This is a genomic window from Segeticoccus sp. (assembly GCF_035708005.1).
Window position 1 is genome coordinate 1 of sequence record NZ_DASSTI010000134.1, and the last position, 18358, is coordinate 18358.

Here is an 18358-nt window from a genome sequence, read left to right on the forward strand (position 1 = left end):
GAACGGCTGCGTCATCTCGCGCGGCTGCGACGGGTCCGCGACCGCATCGACCGGGACTACGCCCAGCCCTTGGACGTCGAGGCCCTCGCCCGGGGCGTGCACATGTCCGGCGGCCACCTGAGCCGCCAGTTCCGCCTCGCCTACGGCGAGTCGCCCTACAGCTACCTCATGACGCGCCGGATCGAGCGCGCGATGGCCCTGCTGCGGCGCGGGGACCTCAGCGTCACCGAGGTCTGTTTCGCGGTGGGCTGCCAATCCCTGGGCACCTTCAGCACCCGCTTCACCGAGCTGGTCGGTATGCCGCCCAGCACCTACCGCAGCCGCGTAGCCTCCGGTGCGGCCGGCATACCGTCGTGCGTCGTCAAGCAGGTGACCAGGCCGATCAGGAATCGAGAAGCACCGCTCGCGGATCTGGATCTAGTTTGAGCGCCATGGACATCACGATTCACACCACCGTTCTTCCGCACCTGGACCCGGAGGCCTCGCTCGCGTTCTACCGGGACGTCCTCGGCTTCGAGGTCCGCAGTGACGTCGGCCAGGGCCCCATGCGGTGGATCACCGTCGGCCCGGTGAACCAGCCCGAGACCTGCATCCTGCTGGCGCCGCCGGCCGCGGACCCGGGCATCACCGAGGGCGAACGCCGCACGATCACCGAAATGATGGCCAAGGGCACCTACGGTTGGATCATGCTCGCCACCAAGGACCTCGACGGCACCTTCGAGAAGGTGCAGGCAGGTGACTCCGAGGTCGTCCAGGAGCCGACGGAGCAGCCGTGGGGTACGCGCGACTGCGCCTTCCGCGACCCCGCGGGCAACATGGTCCGCATCCAGGAGCTGCGCGGCGCATGACGAAGGGAACGCCGGAGGCAGCGCGGCACGTGGCGGACGCCCACGAACTGATCCGCGTGCACGGGGCGCGCGAGAACAACCTGAAGGGTGTCAGTCTCGAGATCCCGAAGCGCCGGCTCACCGTGTTCACCGGGGTGTCCGGGTCGGGCAAGAGCTCGCTGGTCTTCGACACGATCGCCGCCGAGTCGCAGCGGATGATCAACGAGAGCTACAGCGCGTTCGTCCAGGGCTTCATGCCCTCACTGGCGCGGCCCGACGTGGACGTGCTCGAGGGCCTGACGACCGCGATCCTCGTCGGCCAGGACCCCATGGGCGCAAACCCCCGGTCCACCGTCGGCACGGCCACCGATGCCTACACGATGCTGCGGATCCTGTTCAGCCGGCTGGGGAAGCCTCATATCGGCTCACCCCAGGCGTTCGCGTTCAACGTCGCCTCCATCAGTGGGGCCGGGGCCGTCACCGTCGAACGTGGCGGCGAGAAGGTCAGGGAACGCCGCGAGTTCAGCATCACGGGCGGCATGTGCCCGCGGTGCGAGGGCCGGGGCGACGTGACCGACTTCGACCTCACGGCGCTGTACGACGAGAACCTGTCGCTCAACGAGGGCGCCCTCACCATCCCCGGCTACAGCATGGACGGCTGGTACGGCCGGATCTTCCGCGGCTGCGGCTTCTTCGACCCGGACAAACCGATCCGCACGTTCACCAAGCGCGAGCTGAACGCCTTGCTCTACAAGGAACCCACGAGGATCAAGGTCGAGGGGGTGAACGTCACCTACGAAGGGCTGATCCCCAAGATCCGCAAGTCGATGCTGGCCAAGGACCGCGAGGCCATGCAGCCGCACATCCGGCGGTTCGTCGACCGGGCGATCACGTTCGGCACCTGCCCCGACTGTGGCGGGAGTCGACTCAGCGAGCTGGCACGGTCCTCGCGCATCGACGGGCTGAGCATCGCCGAGGCGGCCACGATGCAGATCAGCGACCTGGCCGAGTGGGTGCGTGGGCTCACCGAACCCGAGGTGAAGCCCCTGCTCGACGCGCTGGGGGAGAGCCTGGACTCGTTCGTGGAGATCGGGCTCGGCTACCTCAGCCTCAACCGGTCAGCCGGTTCGCTGTCCGGTGGAGAGGCCCAGCGCACCAGGATGATCCGCCACCTCGGCTCGTCACTGACCGACGTCACCTACGTCTTCGACGAGCCGACGATCGGGCTCCACCCGCACGACATCGCCCGGATGAACCGCCTGTTGCTGCAGCTGCGCGACAAGGGCAACACCGTGCTGGTGGTCGAGCACAAGCCGGAGACCATCGAGATCGGCGACCACGTGGTCGACCTCGGGCCCGGCGCCGGGGAGGCGGGGGGCTCGGTCTGCTTCGAGGGCAGCGTGGAGGGACTGCGGGGGAGTGGCACCATCACCGGTCGCCACCTGGGCGACCGCGCCTCGCTGAAGGACGCGGTGCGCGGCGCCTCCGGCGCGCTGGAGATCCGCGGCGCCTCGACCAACAACCTGCGGGACGTCGATGTCGACGTGCCGCTCGGTGTGCTGTGTGTGCTCACCGGTGTGGCCGGCTCAGGCAAGAGCTCGCTGGTCAACGGCTCGATCGCCGGGCGCGACGGAGTCGTGCTCGTCGACCAGACCCCGATCAAGGGCTCCCGGCGCAGCAACCCGGCCACGTACACCGGGGCGCTCGACCCCATCCGCAAGGGCTTCGCCAAGGCGAACGGGGTGAAGCCAGGCCTGTTCAGCGCGAACTCCGACGGGGCGTGTCCAGCCTGCAACGGTGCCGGCGTCATCTACACCGAGCTCGGCTTCATGGAGACGTTCAGCACCACCTGCGAGGAGTGCGAGGGCAAGCGCTTCCAGGCGGCGGTCCTGGAGTACACGCTCGGTGGGCGGAACATCGCCGAGGTGTTGGACCTGTCCGTGGGCGAGGCGGTGGAGTTTCTCGGGACCGGCGAGGCCGATCTGCCTGCTGCCCACACGATCCTGCAGCGGCTGGAGGACGTGGGCATTGGTTATGTCAAGTTGGGGCAGCCGTTGACCACCCTGTCCGGTGGGGAGCGGCAGCGGCTCAAGCTCGCCACGCAGATGTCACAGAAGGGCGGCCGCAGCGCTGTCTACGTGCTGGACGAGCCGACCACCGGCCTCCACCTGGCCGACGTGGAGCAGCTGCTGGGCCTGTTGGACCGGCTGGTCGACTCCGGCAAGTCGGTCGTGGTCATCGAGCACCACCAGGCCGTCATGGCGCACGCGGACTGGATCATCGACCTCGGCCCCGGGGCCGGGCACGACGGTGGTCGCGTCGTCTTCGAGGGCACGCCGGCGGAGCTGGTCGCCGCGCGGTCCACGCTGACCGGGCAGCACCTCGCGGACTACGTGGGCGCCTGAGCTGACGCCGCGAACGAGTCGATCAGCAGGCTCGCTCGGTCGTCAGCAGCAATGAGGGCAGGTGCAGCACCTCGCCGTCCACGTGCGCGAGGACGTCGGCCGGCTGGATCCTCGTCCTGGCCCAGGCTGGTGCCGAGAACAGTTGCTGGAGCATCTCGCGGGTCAGGTCCCAGCCCGGGCCGGCCTCCTGCTGCACGGCGAGTACGCAGACGCGGGCCCCCGTGCCGCAGATGGTGGTGAGCCCGTCGACGTAGGCTCGTCGGCCGTCGTCGTCCAGGTTGTGCAGCAGGCCCGAGTCGAGGACGGTTCTCGGTCGGACGCCGAGGCCTTCCAGGTGCTCGGCGTCTCCCACGCGGACGTCGATGTCGAGGGCCCGTGCCGCCGCCTTCTCGCGCGCAGCGGTGACCGCGCGAGACGAGCAGTCCACCCCGACGACCTGGTGGCCCCTCTCGGCGACGAGGAGGGCGAGATCGCCTGTGCCACAGCCGACGTCCAGGACCGGCGACTGGATCGAGGTCGCCTCGAGCAGGGCGACGAGCGCCGGCTGGACACCGCCGATCTCCCAGGGTGGCGGCGGTGTGTCCGGCGCATACTGCTCATCCCAGTTGCCGTGCCCGGGTCGCGAACCCACGGGCGAGACGATATCGACGTCGCTGCTGCAGGCATAGCATGCGAGCGTGATCCTCCCGGCGGTCCGTGACCCGCGCCTCGTGACGATCCGCCGGGGCGGGACCCTCACGGACGCAGATCACCACCGGTTGGCACTGTGGGCCGCGTTGTGCGCCGAACACGTCCTCGACCTGTTCGAGGCGGCGCGGCCGGAGGACCCACGACCACGTCACGCGATCGAGCGCGCCAGGGCCTGGGTGCGAGGTGAGGTCACCATGACGCAGGCGCGCGCCGCGGGCGGCCATGCGATGGGCGCGGCCAGGGAGCTGCTTGGGGCGCCCCGTCATGCGGCGTATGCCGCCGGGCAGGCCGGCGCGGTGGCCCATGTCGCGGCGCGCGACCTCGGTGCGGCGGCCTATGCGATCAAGGCCGCACGTGCGGCCGCACCGGATGGAGACGCCGATGCGGCGGGGCGGCGCGAGTGCCAGTGGCAGCGGGACCAGTTGCCAGACCCGATCCGTGAGCTCGTCCTGGACGACGAGCGGTTGCGCAACGAGATCTGCTGGTCGGTGTTCACCTGCTGAGGAGCCTTCGTGGAACGCCGATAATGTACATTATGTCAAGTCAACCCGAGACGGGGCACTGACCCGCTCACGCTGACGGCTCCCCTGCCACGGGTCTGTCACTCGTCACCGTCACTCGTCAGCGGCCTGTCCGGACGGCGCATGATCCGCAGGACGAGGTCGTGCAGCTGGTTTCGAGTGACCTTCATGGGCCAACATCTGCGAGGCTCGTTCCATGAGAGGCACCGCACCCTGTGGGGCGGGCGGTCGCGGCACGGGCAGTGGCGTGGGCATCGCCGGCGGCGGGTGCTGAGGTGCCACTCCCCCGTGCCACCGACCAGCCGACCACCAAGGTCGGCCTGCGGTGGACACTGCGGTTCAACCTCGCGTGGATCGGGGTGATGGTCGGGTTCTTCGGCCCGCTGCAGATCCTGCTGCCGAACAAGGCGGCCGCCATCGCGCCGCACGACAAGGAGTACACCCTCGCCCTGGTGACCTCGCTCGGGGCGATCTTCTCCATGGTGATGAACCCCCTGTGGGGGGCGCTGTCCGACCGCACCACCTCGCGGTTCGGGCGCCGGCTGCCCTGGGTCGTCGCCGGTGGGGTCGCCGGCGCGCTGAGCCTGGTCCTCGAGGGCGTAGCCCAGAGCGTGCTGCTCATGGTGGTCGCGTGGTGCCTCGTGCAGAGCACGCTGAACGCGTCCTGGGCCGCCCTGTCGGCGGTGGTGCCCGACCAGGTGCCCGAGCAGCAGCGGGGCACGGTCGCCGGTTGGCTCGGGCTGGCCCAGCTCCTGGGGGTCCTGTTCGCGGTGGGGCTGGCGACCGTCGTGGCCGGGGAAGCCGGGTTCTTCGCGAGCGCGGTCGTGCTGCTCCTGGCGATGGTGCCGTTCGTCCTCGCGCGCCAGGACGTGCGCCTGGTGCGCGAGGAGCTCTCTGCGTGGAGCTGGCGGGAGTTCGCGAGCGGCTTCTGGATCAACCCCCGACGCCACCCCGACTTCGGGTGGGCCTGGCTGACGCGCTTCCTGATGAACTTCGGCAACAGCACGGTCATGGTCTACCTGCTGTACTTCCTGCGCGACGCCCTGCACCGGCCGCACCCGGAGGCGGACGTCATCATCATCGGCGCGGTCAACGCCCTCGGGGTCGGCGTCGCCGTCGTCATCTCGGGCCGGCTGTCCGACCGCACCGGGCGCCGGAAGGCCTTCGTCACCGCCGCCGGGCTCGTGATGGCCCTCGCGTCGGCCCTCCTCGCCGGGGTGCAGAGCTGGACCATCGTGCTCGCGGCGGCCTTCATCATGGGCCTCGGCTTCGGTATCTACACCTCGGTGGACTTCGCGCTCATCACCCAGGTGCTGCCCGCCGCGACCGCGCGCGGCAAGGACATGGGCGTGCTCAACATCGCCAACGCGCTGCCCCAGGTCGTGGCGCCGGCCATCGGCGCCGCCGTCATCACCAGCCTGGGCGGCTACCACGGACTCTTCGCCGTCTCCGGCGCCATGGGGATCCTCGGCGCCGGACTCGTCCGCTTCATCAGGACCGTCGAATGAGGAAAGCCAGATGACTGAGTTCCCTGAACTGCCCCACGGATTCGTGTTCGGCACCGCGACCGCGGCCTACCAGGTCGAGGGCGCGGTCGAGGCCGACGGCCGCGGCCGCTCGGTCTGGGACACCTTCTGCGCCCAGCCGGGGAACATCAAGGACGGCGAGACCGGCGAGGTGGCCTGCGACCACTACCACCGCCATGCCGAGGACGTGGCGCTGATGCGGGACCTCGGGATGGACGCCTATCGGTTCTCGCTGTCCTGGCCGCGGATCCAGCCGGAGGGCACCGGTGCCGTCAACCCGGCCGGTCTCGACTTCTACGACCGGCTGGTCGACGAGCTGCTCGCCGCCGGGATCTCCCCCGTCGTCACCGTCTACCACTGGGACCTGCCGCAGCCGCTGCAGGACGCCGGCGGCTGGCAGTCCCGTGCCACGGCCCAGCACCTCGCGGACTATGCCGCGATCGTCGGGGCACGCCTCGGCGACCGGGTGCGGATGTGGGTCCCGGTCAACGAGCCGGTGGTCGTGGCGATGTTCGGCTACGCCCTCGGGGTCCACGCGCCGGGGCTGCAGCTCGGCGCCCGGGCCCTCCCGGTCGCCCACCACCTGCTGCTCGGGCACGGCCTGGCCACGCAGGCCCTCCGCGCCGCCGGGTGCCACACCATCGGCACCGCGTCCAACCACGCCCCGACCTGGCCGGCGTCCGACAGCACCGAGGATCGAGCCGCCGCGGCGCTCTACGACACCGCCTACAACTGGCTGTTCGCCGATCCCGTGCTGTGCGGCAGCTACCCGGATCACTTCGCCGAGGCGATGCCCGGACCGGTCGCCGACGACCTGCACGTGATCTCCACCCCACTCGACTTCTACGGCATCAACTACTACCAGCCGACGGTGATCGGTGCGCCCGGCGCGACGCCCGCGCAGTCCTCGCCGCTGGCGGCCCTCCCCCTGCCGGACGGCCTGCCCTTCGAGCCGCGCCCCCTGAGCGGTCACCCCACCACCGACTTCGGGTGGGCAGTCGCACCCGAGGGACTCACCGAGGTCCTGCAGACCTTCCGGGACCGGTATGCCGGGCAGCTCCCGCCGCTCTACGTCACCGAGAGCGGGTGCGCCGTCCACGACGTGGTCGGTGCGGACGGACAGGTGCACGACCCGCGCCGCACGGCCTACCACCGCGACCACCTGCGCGCGGTGGCGGCCGCCATCGCGGACGGTGTCGACGTCCGGGGCTACTTCGTCTGGTCGACGATGGACAACTTCGAGTGGGCGGAGGGCTACCGCCAGCGGTTCGGGCTGGTGCACGTGGACTTCGCCACCCTGCGCCGGACCCCGAAGGACTCCTACCGCTGGTTCCAGCAGCTCCTCGCCGCCAGGCCTTGACCCGCCGAATCAGTTCAGGCCGAAGGCCTTCAGCAGGTCGGGCGAGCCCTGCGCCCCGCGCAGCGGCGGCAGTCCGACCATCCGGGAGGGTGCCGCGGCCAGCGAGGCATGCGTCATCCGCTGCCCCACCACGACATGGTGCAGCTGCCGGGCCACCACGACCGTCAGGACGTGGTTGTCGGCGTGGTGGTCGTCCTCGTCGAAGGTGATCACCACGGCCAGGCGCCCGGAGGTGAAGTCCGGGCCGGAGCGGACCAGGTCCATCGACTGCCCCAGCCAGGCGTCGGCCTGGCTCAGCGGACAGTCGTGCCCGTCGTGGCAGAGGTTGGGGATGAGCTGCGCGTATGCCGGCAGCCTGCCGCGGTCGACCGCGTCCCGGAACGCTCCCGAGGAGGCGGTGCCGGCGGGCACGTCGTGCGCGTCGCACAGCCTCCGCTCGGTGGGGTCGGTGAAGTAGGCCCAGGCGTTGTGCTTCACGGCGTACTCCCCCTCCCCGTGCTGGGCACAGTTCTGGGGCATGTCCTCGGCGTAGGCCGCGACCGGGTGGTCGTGGGCCGCGAGCTGGCCGAAGACGCTGGGCCCCGACAGCGGGTGGGCAGCCGGGTTGGCGTCGTCGCTGACGCCGAACGTCGAGCCGCCGGTGATCTCCAGGTAGTTGGGCAGGGAGGGGTGTGCCACGGCATACCAGTTGGCGGCGCGGCCGTACTGCTGGGAAAGCTGCGCCAGGTGCGGCATCTGGTCGGTGGCCTGCTGGGCGGAGTGGTTCTCGAAGACGACGACGAGCAGCTTGCTGACGGCCGGGCCGGTCGCGGCGCGGCCGGAGGAGGCAGGTGCGCCCGCACTGGTGGACGACGTCGCCCTCTGGCGAGGGGCCGCCGAGGCGGACGGTGCCGACGACGGCGTGGTGGCCGGCGACGTGGAGGCGCTGGCGGTCGGTGTGCTCGGCCCGGTGGTTCCCGCACCGGCCGTCCCACCGGAGCAGGCAGCCAGCAACAGCACCGACGCGACCGCGCCGACGACCCCCGACATCCCCCCGAGGCGCCTCATTGCCGGGCGGCCGCCTTCTGCTGCTTCTTCCAGGAGCGGACCTTGTCGAGGGACTCCTGGTCGACCACGTCGGCGATCGACATGTGGGTGCCCTCCTGGGCGTAGGGGCCGATCGCCTCGCGCCACCCGTCCGGGCGCACGCCCAGCTGCTTGCCGAGCAGGGAGGCGAAGATCCGCGCCTTGCGGTCCCCGAAGCCGGGCAGCGCGACGAGCCGCTCGAGCAGGTCCGCCCCGCTGGTCGCCTCGGTCCAGATCCGCTCGGCACGCCCGCCGTACTCCCCCTCGACCACGGCGGCGAGCGCCTGGACCCGGGCCGCCATGGACCGGCCGTAGCGGTGGATCGCCGGCGGCGTCGCACACAGGTCGGCGAACTCCCCCGGGTCGGCCGTGGCGATCCGGCCGGGGTCCAGGGTGCCGAACCGTTCGAGGATCTTGGCCGGCCCCTGGAAGGCGCGTTCCATCGGGAACTGCTGGTCCAGCAGCATGCCGACGATGAGCGCGAAGGCGTCCTTGCTCAGCACCGCGTCGGCCTCGGGGTCCTGGGCCAGGTGCAGCTCGGGCGTCGAGCGCGCGGACGGGGAGGTCGCAGCCATGGGCCGAGTGTAAGCGGCCGGTCCCCGGTCACGCGGAACCGTCGGCCGGCTCCTCCCGCGCGTAGGCGGCGAAGGTCTTGGTGGCGCGGAAACCCGCCGACTCATAGAGTGCGCCGGCACCCGTGGGGTTCTGCGAGTCGACCCCGAGTTCCACGGAGATCCCCAGTGGGTGGCAAAGGCGTCGTTGTGCGCGAGCCTGACCGCCTCGGACAGGTCGTGGGCGAACGGTCAAGGGCTTCCCAACGCACGTCGGGCCCTACCGCGGCACGACGAGGAGCTCGTGGGCGACCAGCCGCAGCGACAGGGGCGCCTCCGCCGACAGGCTGGCGGCCTCGGCGCCGTTCGCCTGGGCAAGGACCTCGTGGCCGTCAGCGGTGCGCGCGCGCACCCGCGTGACCGAGCCGAGGAAGCTCACGCTCACCACGCGCGCATCACCGGCGGGGTCCGGCTCGACCTCGAGGTGCTCGGGGCGCACGAGGGCCGCCCCCTCCCCCGAGCCGACCGATCCCTCGCGGACCGACACCGTCGTGCCCAGCACCGAGGTCCGGCCGCCCTCGACCCGGCACGGGACCCGGTTCATCAAGCCGACGAACTCGGCCACGAACTCGGTGGCCGGCGCCGTGTAGAGCTCCTCGGGGGTGGCGAGCTGCTCCAGCTGGCCCTTGTTCATCACGCCGACCCGGTCCGAGATCGACAGGGCCTCCTCCTGGTCGTGCGTGACGAACAACGTGGTGGTGCCGACCTCGAGCTGCACCCGGCGGATCTCCTCGCGCAGCTGCGCCCGGACCTTGGCATCGAGGGCGGACAACGGCTCGTCGAGCAACAGCACCGAGGGCTCGATCGCGAGCGCCCGGGCCAGGGCGACGCGCTGCTGCTGCCCGCCGGAGAGCTGGTTGGCGTAGCGGTTGGCCTGGGAGCCCAGGCCGACGAGTTCCAGCATGTGCCGGGCCCGCTCGGCCCGCTTGGCGCGGTCGACCCGGCGCAGCTTCAGCCCGAACTCGACGTTCTGCTGGGCCGTGAGGTGCGGGAAGAGGCTGTAGGCCTGGAAGACCATGCCCATGTCGCGTCGGTTGGCGGGGACGTGCGTCACGTCCCGGTCGCCGACCACCACGCGTCCGGCATCGGGCTCGTCCAGGCCTGCGACGATGCGCAGCGCCGTCGTCTTGCCACAGCCGGACGGGCCGAGCAGCGCGACGAGCTCGCCGGGGTGCAGCACGAGGTCCAGCCCGTCGAGGGCGTGCACGTCGGCGAAGTGGCGGTGCAGCCCCTCGATCCGCACCTCCACGCTGTTGCGCGTCTCCGTCCGCACGGACGCGGTCATCACTCACTTCCTTCCGGTGTCGTGGTGCCCGCCGACGTCGCGGTCATCGCGCCGGTCGCCGGCAGCGGCTCCACCCCGGCCCGGCGGCTGCGCCGTCCCCGGCTGCCGAGCAGGGACAGCAGGAGCAGCAGCACGAAGCCGAAGATCAACGCGGCCAAGGATGCCGAGACCGACACCTGGGCGTTGCTCTTGCCGAAGAACGCGATGACCACCTGCAGGGTCTGGTAGTTCATCAGCGAGGCGAAGGTGTACTCCCCCAGCACCAGCGCGACGGAGATGAACGCCGCCGACACCAGGGCCGACATGATGTTCGGCACGACGACCCGCACGATCACCGTGACCCATCCAGCGCCCAGGCTGCGGGCCGCCTCGGCCAACGTGGTCAGGTCGATCGAGGACAGGCCGGCGTCCAGGGCGCGGAACGCGTACGGCAGCACGAGCACCACGTAGGCGAACGCCAGCGTCAGCGCGGACCCGCTGATCAGGTAGTTGACCCAGGCGTACACCGGCCGGATACCGACCACGATCACCAGGGCCGGGATCGTCAACGGCAGCAGGCACAGGAACTCGATCAGCCGCGACGCCCACGGGACCCGCAGCCGCACCCACACCATGGTGGGCACGAGCAGGACCACCATCCCGATCACGGTGAGGACCGCGAGCTCCAGCGAGGTGATGATCGCGGCCGTGAGCTCCGGGTCGTGCACCAGCGCGGACCACGCCGTCCCGGTGCGCCCGCCGGTCTGCAGGTCGCGGGTGCTGAAGTCGACCATCGAGAGGAGCGGGACGACGAAGAACAGGCCGAGCAGCACGAACGTGGCGATCCGGAACCCCCGCAGCCGCTGGGCCTTGCGCTGGCGCGAGGTGCTCACCGGGCCCACCTCCACGGGTGCCGGCTCATCGCAGCCACCGCGAGGTCCGGCGCACCAGCAGGGCGTAGAGCCCCATGACGATCGCGACGACGACCACCATCTCCAGCGACAACGCGTAGGCGAGGTTCTGCCGACCCAGCAGGATCTCGCTGGTGAGCGCCGCGCGGATGAACAGCGGGATGATCGGGTTGCCCTGGCTGACCAGCGCGGCGGCGGTCGCATAGGACGCGAACGCGTTGGCGAACAGCAGCAGCGTCGAGCCGAGGAACGCTGGCAACAGCAACGGCCCGCCGACGTGCCGCCAGAACTGCCACGTCGAGGCCCCGAGGTTCTCCGCCGCCTCGCGCCACTGCACCCGCAGGCCGTCCAGGGCCGGCAGGAAGACGATCACCATCAACGGGATCTGGAAGTAGGTGTAGACCAAGATGATCCCGGGCACGTCGAACAGCCAGGCGCCGGAGATGTCGACGCCGACGGTGTCCTTCAGCAGGGTCGTCAGCGACCCCGAGAAGCTGACCGTCGCGATGAACGCGAACGCCAGCATGACCCCGCCGAACTGGGCCAGGACCCCGCAGACGCTGGTGACCGCCCGGCGCAGCATCCCGTCCGGGCGCCCGGTGACCACGGCATAGGCGAGCAACCCGCCCAGCACCGCGCCGACGACTGCCGTGCTGGCAGAGACCACGAGGCTCTGCCGCAGCGCGTGCAGCACCGGCGCGGTCCCGAGCGCCTCGACGTTGGCCAAACTCGCATGGCCGTGGTCCTCGAACGCCCCGACGATGATCACGATCGTCGGGATGAACAAGAAGATGGTCAGGTAGCCCAGGAAGGGCACCATCCCCAGGGCGGGCAGGGCCCGCCGAGCGGTTCCGCTCAACTCGTGACCTTGGACCAGTTCTTCGACAGGTACTGCGCGTCCTTGTTGGTCTGGGCGTTGGTCGGGATGACCGGCTGGCCGTGCACCGCGGGCAGCTTCGCGAACGCCTTCTGGTCGAGGGTGCCCTTCTTCTTCATGTCGTCGGCGCGGACGGGGCGCGCCCCACCGTTGAGGTAGAGGTTCTGCCCCTCGTCGGAGAAGAGGAACTCCTCCCACAGCCGGGCCGCCGCCGGGTGCGGGGCCTCGGCGTTGATGGCCTGGAAGTAGTAGCCGCCGACGATCGCGTTCTGGGGGACCATGACCTTCCAGCCCGGGACCTTCGGGGTCTCGGCGGCGTTGGTGTAGTCCCAGTCGATGACGACCGGGGTCTGCCCGGACTCGATCGTCGTGGGCGTGGGGTCGACCGGCAGGAAGTTGCCGGCCTTCTTGAGCTTGACGAAGAAGTTGACCCCCGGCGCCACGTTGTCCGCGCTGCCGCCGTTGGCGATCGCCGCCATCACGACACCGCTGAAGGCGGCCCCCGCCTGGGTCGGGTCACCGTTGAGCGCCACGCTGCCCTTGTAGGCAGGCTTCAGCAGGTCGTCGAGCGTCTTGACCGGGGGCACCTTCTTGGAGTTGTAGCCGATCGAGATGATGCCGCCGTAGTCGTTGACCCACGTGCCGTTCGGGTCCTTGAACTGCTTGCCGATCGTGTCGAACGTCTGCACCTTGTAGGGCGCGAACATCTTGAGGTTCGCGAGCGCGACCGACTGCCCGAGGTCGAACACGTCGGGGGCCCGGCTGGTGCCCTTGAGCTGCTTGGCCGCGTTGATCTCGTCCTGGCTGGCGCCGTCGGGCTGGGCGGAGTTGACCTTGATGCCGTACTTCTTCTCGAAGGTCTTGATGATCGTGCCGTAGTTCGCCCAGTCCGGCGGCAACGCGATGACGTTGAGCTGGCCCTCCTTCTTGGCCGCCTTCACCAGGGCACTCATCCCGCCGAAGGACCCCGCCGAGGTCGCCTTCGCCGCGTCCACGCCGCCACCGCTGGTCTTCGCGCTGCTCCCGCCGCTGGAGGTGCTGGGCGGGGCGCACCCCGCCGCGAGCGCCGCCACCACGACGGTGGCGGACAGGCCCAGAACCGCACGACGACGCATCTTCATCGCTGACCTCCGAGTTGTGCCGCTCCGACGGCGGCTCCGGTCTCACTGTAGAGCCGAGCGGCGGCTACGTTGGGGAGCGTGGCCATTCCGACACACACGCTCAATGATGGAAACACCCTGCCGGCGATCGGCTTCGGGACCTACCCGCTCAAGGGCGAGGACGGCATACGGGCCGTCACCTCGGCGCTGGAGGCGGGCTACCGACTCATCGACACGGCGGTCAACTACGAGAACGAGCGGGAGGTGGGCGAGGCACTGCGCCGCTCGGGTCTGCCCCGCGACCAGGTCCAGGTCGCGAGCAAGATCCCCGGGCGCCACCACGGCTACGACGACGCCATCCGCTCCACCCACGAGTCGCTCGAACGGCTCGGCCTGGACCACCTCGACCTGCACCTCATCCACTGGCCGAACCCCAGCGTGGGCAAGTACCACGAGGCCTGGCGGGCCCTCGTGGACCTGCGGAAGCAGGGCCTGGTCAGGAGCATCGGCGTCTCGAACTTCACCAGCGAGCACCTGGCCCGCATCATCGAGGACACGGGCGTGACGCCCGCGGTGAACCAGCTCGAGCTGCACCCCTACTTCCCGCAGCAGCAGATGCGTGGCGTCGACGCCGACCGCGGGATCCTCACCGAGGCGTGGAGCCCGCTGGGCAAGCGGCCCACGCCGTTCGAGGAGCCCGCGGTGACCGACGCGGCCCGCGCCCACGGAGTCACGCCCGCGCAGGTGGTGCTGCGCTGGCACGTGCAGCTCGGGTCGCTGCCCATCCCCAAGTCGGCGAACCCGGACCGGCAGCGGCAGAACCTGGACGTCTTCGGGTTCGAGCTCACCGACGACGAGGTCGCCGCGATCACCGCGCTCGGCCGGGCGAACGGGCGCCGGTTCGGCGGTGACCCGGACACCCACGAGGAGATGTGAGCTCGAGGCCGGGAGGGTGGCAGCGGCCTCAGCCGGCGCGCAGGGCCTCCCGCGCAGCCTGGGCGGCCCGCGCGCCGTAGCCGCCGCCGAACAGCGCCGCGTGGACCAGCAACGGGTGGAGCTGGTGCAGCGGGACACGCGCCCGCCACCCGTCCGCGAGCGGCCAGACCTCCTCGTATGCCGTGCGCACGGTTTCCAGCCCCGGCGCGCCGAACAGCGCCAGCATCGCGAGGTCGGTCTCCCGGTGCCCGCCGTGCGCTGCCGGGTCGATCAGCCACGGGCGGTCGCCGCTGCCCCACAGCACGTTGCCCGACCACAGGTCGCCGTGCAGCCGGGCCGGTGGCTCAGGCGCTCCGGCGAGGTCCTCGAGGCGGCTGAGGACCTGCTCGACCGGCTGGGCCTGGGCCGCGTCGAGAGCGCCGCGGTCGCGGGCCAGCCGCAGCGTCGGCTCCAGCTGCGTGACCGCGAAGAACTCCGGCCAGCGGTCGAACTCCCCCGACGGGGTGGGCAGGGTGCCGACGTAGCCGGCAGTCGGTGAGCCGAAGCGGTCCGCGCCCGTCCGGTGCAGGGCGGCCAGTCCGCGGCCCAGCGACAAGGCCGCCGGTGCCGTCGGGGCGGCCTCGTCGACCCACTCCAGCACCAGCGTCTCGGCGTCGACGCCGAGCACGGCCGGGACCGGCACCGCGTCCGCGGCGCCCAGCCAGCGCAGCCCGCGGGCCTCGGCGGCGAAGAAGTCCTCCGGCGCGCCGGGGCGGGTCTTGACGAGCACCGAGGTGCCGTCGGGCAGGTGCGCGCGGGACGCCATACAGATGTCGCCGCCGGTCACCGGCTGCACCCGTGACGGGCGGCGGCCGAGCAGGCGCTCGACCGCCGCCGCGTGGCCGGTGGTGGAGGTGGTCAGGAGCCGCCCCGGTCCCCGAGAGCGGCGAGCAGCGCCTTGGTGAAGGCGGGCAGGTCGTCGGGTTTGCGGCTCGTGATGAGGTTGCCGTCCTGGACGACCTCCTCATCCACCCAGTCGCCGCCGGCGTTGCGGATGTCGGTCTGCAGGCTGGGCCAGGAGGTGAGCCGCTTGCCGCGCACCACGTCGGCCTCGACGAGGGTCCACGGACCGTGGCAGATCACGGCGACGGGCTTGCCGGAGGCAACGAAGTCACGGACGAACCCGACGGCGTCACCGTCCATGCGCAGCTGGTCGGGGTTGGCCACGCCGCCGGGCAGCACGAGTGCGTCGTAGTCGGCCACAGAGGCGTCCTTGACCGCGGTGTCGACCGGGAAGGTGTCAGCCTTGTCGAGGTGGTTGAACGTCTGGACCTCGCCGCTCTGCGGGCTCAGCAGCCGGGGCTGGTGGCCGGCGTCGCGGACGGCGTCCCACGGCTCGGTCAGCTCGACGCGTTCGGTGCCTTCCCCGGCGACGAGGAAGGCGACGGTTGTGGTTGCACCAGTCATGTTCTCGAGCCTGCGACGCGGCTCTCCGTGCCGCAACCGGGGGCGGTGCGTCAGTCCCCCGCGATGCGGAACTCGACCGGCGTCGGCAGCTCCACGGTGCGGCTGACGGTGCACAGCCGCTCGTGTGAGCGTTGGACCGCGTCGGGCAGCACCCGCCTCGCCTCGTCCCCGGCCCCGCCCTCGGGGAAGCGGATCCGGAAGGTGACCTCCACACCGGAGAGGTGGTTGCCCTCGTCGTCGCGGACCTTCTCGCCCTCGACGAGGACCTCGAACGACTCCGGCTCGGCGCGGCGGCTGGTCAGGATGTCCACGTCCACGCTGGTGCACCCGCCCACCGCCACCAGCAGCAGCTCGACCGGGGTGAACTGCTCGTCCGCCCCGTGGCTGAACTCGATCTCGCCGCCACGCGCGTTGACCGCCCGGTACCGCGTGGGCCCGGTGCGGTGGATGGTGACCGCGCGGCGCCCCTCGGGAGGTGGGGCCTGCTGCTCGGCGGCGGGTGCGGAAGCGTCCTGCGGTTCCATGCACCTACCCTGCCAGAGTGAGCTCTCCCGCCCAGGACTGGTCCCACCCGTCGACCGGGTCGCTCGTGCTGCTGCGCCACGGCGAGACCGAGTGGTCCAAGTCGGGGCGGCACACCGGCCGCACCGACGTGCCGTTGACCGACCACGGTGAGCAGGTCGCCAAGCAGACCGGGCCGCTGCTCGAGCGCTTCCACTTCCGGCTGGTCCTCACCTCACCGCTGCAGCGGGCCAGCCGCACCGCGGAGCTGGCCGGGCTCACCGGCGCGGAGGTCGACGAGAACCTCCTGGAGTGGGACTACGGCGGCTACGAGGGACGCACGACCAAAGACATCCGGGCCGAGCTGGGCCGGCCGTGGACCGTCTTCGAGGACGGTGTCGTCCCCGGCGACACCCCCGGTGAGACGGTCGAGGACGTGGCGGCCCGCACCCGCCGCGTGGTGGACCGCGCACTGCCGGTCCTGCGGGACGCCGACGTCGCCCTCGTGGGCCACGGGCACTGCCTGCGGGTGCTGGCCTCGGTCTTCCTGCGCCAGGAGCCGCGGTTCGCCGCTCAGATCAAGCTCAGTGCCGGGTCGGTCAGCGTGCTCGGGTTCGAGCACGAGACGCCGGCCATCGTCACCTGGAACCGCACCGCGCGCGTCTGACGCGGGGGCCCTGCTCGTTCCGCGGGTGGCGCGGGCGGGTTCAGCGCCGCGCTCGCGTCCGCGGGGTGCGCACCACCGTCAGCTCGTCCCGCTTCGGCACGGGCACCCCGGTCGGCGCGCCCGGCACCTGGCCGGCGGGCGTCGGCTCGGCGTCCACATCCCAGTCGCGCTCGCCCTCGTCGTCGAAGAGCGCCACGGCACTCACCTCACCGGTGGAGAAGCGCGGCCCGTAGCGCACCCCCTGGTAGCCCGCCCCGGCGAACCCGCGTGCCCAGGCCTGCGGGACGGCATACGGCGTCATGGACTCCAGTTCCCGGGTGACGCCGTAGCTGCTGGCCGCCCGGTCCTGCAAGTCGGCGAGACTGCGCTCGTCGGGGACGTGCAGCCGGGAGACGACCGCATCCTCGAGCAGCGAGGCGGGCACGAACGCCTCGCCGCCGAGCACGATCCCGAGCCGCTCGCGCAGAGCCGCCAGCGGCTCGCTCGCCAGGTAACAGGTGCCGCGCGGCGCCGGCAGGTCGAACCGCCCCCCGCCGTCGTTGCCGAACCACCACGGCCCCCGGTCACGTCGGTGCGCCCGGTGCAGCTCCTCCCCCGCCCCCACCCGGTATGCCGGGAAGCCGGCCAGGTGCTCCGGTGGCGGTCCCTGCGCCACCCGCTCACGGGCACTCACCACCTCAGCGGCTCCAGCCCCGCGCATCGGCGGCCGCGACGTCGCGCACCTGCTCCACGGCGTTGGCCGAGGTGCGGTGCACCACCAGGTAGTCGACGGCGCTGTGCCCGTCGAACGCGTCGCTGGGCGTGGTGAGCCACACCGCGATCGCCCACCCGTCGGCACCGGCCCGCGTGAACTGCCCGACCGCGTCGACGACGCCGGGACGGACCGCGCCGTCGCGGGCGAACTGCAGCGCCGGGTAGACCAGGTGCCCGTCGGCCGTCCGGCACGCCAGCAGCGTCCCGCGCCGGACCCGGTCGGCGAGCGCCTGCCGGCTGATGCCCAGCCAGGTGACGAGCCCGGCGGTGTCGTAGAACGGGCCCAGCCGCTCGTCCCAGGCATGCTGGCTCGGCAGTGCCGCGACCATCCGCTGGGCGAGCTCCTCCGGGTCACCCAGGTCGGCCAGGCTGCGCCCCTGCAACGCCAACGAGCGGGCGCGCTCGCCGACCAGCTCGGCGACCCGCTCGGTGAGCTGTCGGGTGTCGCGGTCCTGCCCGGTGGCCGTGCCCGGTGCCTCTGCCGTCGCTGCCATCGCTCCGTCTCCTCTGCGTCAAGCCCGTCAAGGGCATTGCCTGTCGAGGATAACGTCGGCGACCGACAGCCGATTCCCTGAGCGACGTCCCGTCCGGCGCTGGGCCCACCTCCCTGGCGCCGGCGGTCAGGGCAGCGGCCAGGTGTGCACCGGCTCGTTGCTGTGCATGCCCTCCACGTAGTGCCGCAGCATCTCCCGCAGGGCCTCGCGCCGGTCCAGTCCCCGCTCCTCCAGCCGGGCGACCGCGTCGACCTGCCAGCTCGCGCCGTTGACGCCGGAGGTGCAGCGTTGCTCGATGATCCCGAGGTAGCGGTCGCAGACCGTGCCCGACACGCCCCAGTCCTCCAGACCCTGCCGCGCCAGCGGCAGCAGGTGGCGCAGCACCAGCTCGTCGGCCGACACCT

Annotated in this window: 21 protein-coding genes and 1 pseudogene; 8 read left to right on the forward strand and 14 right to left on the reverse strand. The window is 71.5% G+C overall.

All coding sequences use genetic code 11. The features are described from left to right. The 3 genes from VFL99_RS13020 to VFL99_RS13030 form a co-directional block, all read left to right on the forward strand. The coding region (locus VFL99_RS13020; RefSeq protein ID WP_414713754.1) for a helix-turn-helix transcriptional regulator at nt 1-426 on the forward strand (426 nt) is incomplete at its 5' end. 5 nt (nt 427-431) lie between these two features. After that, the gene (locus VFL99_RS13025) at nt 432-848 is read left to right on the forward strand and encodes a VOC family protein (RefSeq protein WP_325106795.1); all 417 of its coding nucleotides are present in this window, start codon (nt 432-434) and stop codon (nt 846-848) included. Next, nucleotides 845-3232, forward strand: a complete 2388-nt coding sequence (locus VFL99_RS13030) for an excinuclease ABC subunit UvrA (RefSeq protein WP_325106796.1) — start codon at nt 845-847, stop codon at nt 3230-3232. Before VFL99_RS13025 ends, VFL99_RS13030 begins: the two co-directional genes overlap by 4 nt. 22 nt (nt 3233-3254) lie before the next feature. Here the strand turns inward: VFL99_RS13030 and VFL99_RS13035 are convergent, their stop codons facing one another. Then, complete coding sequence (locus VFL99_RS13035; protein WP_325106797.1) at nt 3255-3863, reverse strand: class I SAM-dependent methyltransferase; 609 nt, start codon at nt 3861-3863, stop codon at nt 3255-3257. Between the two features lie 46 nt (nt 3864-3909). Between VFL99_RS13035 and VFL99_RS13040 the strand changes: the two genes are divergently transcribed. From VFL99_RS13040 to VFL99_RS13050, 3 genes are all read left to right on the forward strand, one after another. Next, nucleotides 3910-4425 carry a putative immunity protein gene (locus VFL99_RS13040; protein WP_325106798.1) on the forward strand — a complete coding sequence of 172 codons (516 nt, stop codon included), beginning with the start codon at nt 3910-3912 and terminating at the stop codon, nt 4423-4425. A gap of 293 nt (nt 4426-4718) precedes the next feature. Further along, nucleotides 4719-5951 (forward strand): MFS transporter, encoded by a 1233-nt coding sequence (locus VFL99_RS13045; RefSeq protein ID WP_325106799.1) that lies wholly within the window; start codon nt 4719-4721, stop codon nt 5949-5951. Between the two features lie 10 nt (nt 5952-5961). Then, complete coding sequence (locus VFL99_RS13050) at nt 5962-7329, forward strand: GH1 family beta-glucosidase (protein ID WP_325106800.1); 1368 nt, start codon at nt 5962-5964, stop codon at nt 7327-7329. Between the two features lie 9 nt (nt 7330-7338). Here VFL99_RS13050 and VFL99_RS13055 read toward each other — a convergent pair whose 3' ends face one another. From VFL99_RS13055 to VFL99_RS13085, 7 genes are all read right to left on the reverse strand, one after another. Beyond that, the gene (locus VFL99_RS13055; protein WP_325106801.1) at nt 7339-8358 is read right to left on the reverse strand and encodes an alkaline phosphatase family protein; all 1020 of its coding nucleotides are present in this window, start codon (nt 8356-8358) and stop codon (nt 7339-7341) included. Between the two features lie 14 nt (nt 8359-8372). Further along, nucleotides 8373-8969, reverse strand: coding sequence for an HhH-GPD-type base excision DNA repair protein (locus VFL99_RS13060; protein ID WP_325106802.1), 597 nt, complete (start codon nt 8967-8969; stop codon nt 8373-8375). Between the two features lie 28 nt (nt 8970-8997). Continuing rightward, a complete protein-coding gene (locus tag VFL99_RS13065) occupies nt 8998-9123 on the reverse strand; it encodes a GNAT family N-acetyltransferase (protein ID WP_325106803.1) in 126 nt (41 codons plus the stop codon). A 102-nt stretch (nt 9124-9225) separates the two neighbouring features. Beyond that, nucleotides 9226-10290: an ABC transporter ATP-binding protein gene (locus VFL99_RS13070; protein ID WP_325106804.1), complete on the reverse strand. Its 1065-nt coding sequence runs from the start codon at nt 10288-10290 to the stop codon at nt 9226-9228. After that, entirely contained in the window at nt 10290-11162 is an 873-nt protein-coding gene (locus tag VFL99_RS13075; protein WP_325106805.1) for an ABC transporter permease, read from the reverse strand. The genes VFL99_RS13070 and VFL99_RS13075 overlap by 1 nt, the downstream gene beginning before the upstream one ends. A 25-nt stretch (nt 11163-11187) precedes the next feature. Beyond that, nucleotides 11188-12039 (reverse strand): ABC transporter permease, encoded by an 852-nt coding sequence (locus VFL99_RS13080; protein ID WP_325106806.1) that lies wholly within the window; start codon nt 12037-12039, stop codon nt 11188-11190. Continuing rightward, complete coding sequence (locus VFL99_RS13085; protein WP_325106807.1) at nt 12036-13178, reverse strand: ABC transporter substrate-binding protein; 1143 nt, start codon at nt 13176-13178, stop codon at nt 12036-12038. The genes VFL99_RS13080 and VFL99_RS13085 overlap by 4 nt, the downstream gene beginning before the upstream one ends. A gap of 78 nt (nt 13179-13256) precedes the next feature. On the opposite strand from VFL99_RS13085, the gene VFL99_RS13090 reads away from it, so the two are divergent. After that, nucleotides 13257-14093: an aldo/keto reductase gene (locus VFL99_RS13090; protein WP_325106808.1), complete on the forward strand. Its 837-nt coding sequence runs from the start codon at nt 13257-13259 to the stop codon at nt 14091-14093. A gap of 28 nt (nt 14094-14121) precedes the next feature. Here the strand turns inward: VFL99_RS13090 and VFL99_RS13095 are convergent, their stop codons facing one another. The 3 genes from VFL99_RS13095 to VFL99_RS13105 all read right to left on the reverse strand — a co-directional run bounded on the left by VFL99_RS13095 (nt 14122) and on the right by VFL99_RS13105 (nt 16063). Then, complete coding sequence (locus tag VFL99_RS13095) at nt 14122-14928, reverse strand: fructosamine kinase family protein (protein WP_325106809.1); 807 nt, start codon at nt 14926-14928, stop codon at nt 14122-14124. Between the two features lie 62 nt (nt 14929-14990). Continuing rightward, a complete protein-coding gene (locus VFL99_RS13100) occupies nt 14991-15539 on the reverse strand; it encodes a type 1 glutamine amidotransferase domain-containing protein (protein ID WP_325106810.1) in 549 nt (182 codons plus the stop codon). Nucleotides 15540-15589: 50 nt separating this feature from the next. Beyond that, on the reverse strand, nt 15590-16063 hold the full coding sequence (locus VFL99_RS13105) for an OsmC family protein (RefSeq protein ID WP_325106811.1): 474 nt from the start codon (nt 16061-16063) through the stop codon (nt 15590-15592). Between the two features lie 17 nt (nt 16064-16080). On the opposite strand from VFL99_RS13105, the gene VFL99_RS13110 reads away from it, so the two are divergent. Beyond that, complete coding sequence (locus VFL99_RS13110; RefSeq protein WP_325106812.1) at nt 16081-16707, forward strand: histidine phosphatase family protein; 627 nt, start codon at nt 16081-16083, stop codon at nt 16705-16707. A gap of 40 nt (nt 16708-16747) precedes the next feature. Here VFL99_RS13110 and VFL99_RS13115 read toward each other — a convergent pair whose 3' ends face one another. The 3 genes and pseudogenes from VFL99_RS13115 to VFL99_RS13125 all read right to left on the reverse strand — a co-directional run. Further along, on the reverse strand, nt 16748-17380 hold the full coding sequence (locus tag VFL99_RS13115; protein WP_325106813.1) for an RES family NAD+ phosphorylase: 633 nt from the start codon (nt 17378-17380) through the stop codon (nt 16748-16750). A 4-nt stretch (nt 17381-17384) separates the two neighbouring features. Then, the gene (locus VFL99_RS13120) at nt 17385-17954 is read right to left on the reverse strand and encodes a hypothetical protein (RefSeq protein WP_325106814.1); all 570 of its coding nucleotides are present in this window, start codon (nt 17952-17954) and stop codon (nt 17385-17387) included. Between the two features lie 126 nt (nt 17955-18080). Then, nucleotides 18081-18358: pseudogene (locus tag VFL99_RS13125) on the reverse strand (glutamate--cysteine ligase); the annotation flags it as partial.

Coding starts and splice junctions, on each gene's coding strand:
- VFL99_RS13120 (WP_325106814.1), bottom strand. CDS start 17,954: ATGGCAGCGACGGCAGAGGCACCGGGCACGGCCACCGGGCAGGACCGC.
- VFL99_RS13060 (WP_325106802.1), bottom strand. CDS start 8,969: ATGGCTGCGACCTCCCCGTCCGCGCGCTCGACGCCCGAGCTGCACCTG.
- VFL99_RS13050 (WP_325106800.1), top strand. CDS start 5,962: ATGACTGAGTTCCCTGAACTGCCCCACGGATTCGTGTTCGGCACCGCG.
- VFL99_RS13030 (WP_325106796.1), top strand. CDS start 845: ATGACGAAGGGAACGCCGGAGGCAGCGCGGCACGTGGCGGACGCCCAC.
- VFL99_RS13085 (WP_325106807.1), bottom strand. CDS start 13,178: ATGAAGATGCGTCGTCGTGCGGTTCTGGGCCTGTCCGCCACCGTCGTG.
- VFL99_RS13055 (WP_325106801.1), bottom strand. CDS start 8,358: ATGTCGGGGGTCGTCGGCGCGGTCGCGTCGGTGCTGTTGCTGGCTGCC.
- VFL99_RS13105 (WP_325106811.1), bottom strand. CDS start 16,063: ATGGAACCGCAGGACGCTTCCGCACCCGCCGCCGAGCAGCAGGCCCCA.
- VFL99_RS13025 (WP_325106795.1), top strand. CDS start 432: ATGGACATCACGATTCACACCACCGTTCTTCCGCACCTGGACCCGGAG.
- VFL99_RS13070 (WP_325106804.1), bottom strand. CDS start 10,290: ATGACCGCGTCCGTGCGGACGGAGACGCGCAACAGCGTGGAGGTGCGG.
- VFL99_RS13100 (WP_325106810.1), bottom strand. CDS start 15,539: ATGACTGGTGCAACCACAACCGTCGCCTTCCTCGTCGCCGGGGAAGGC.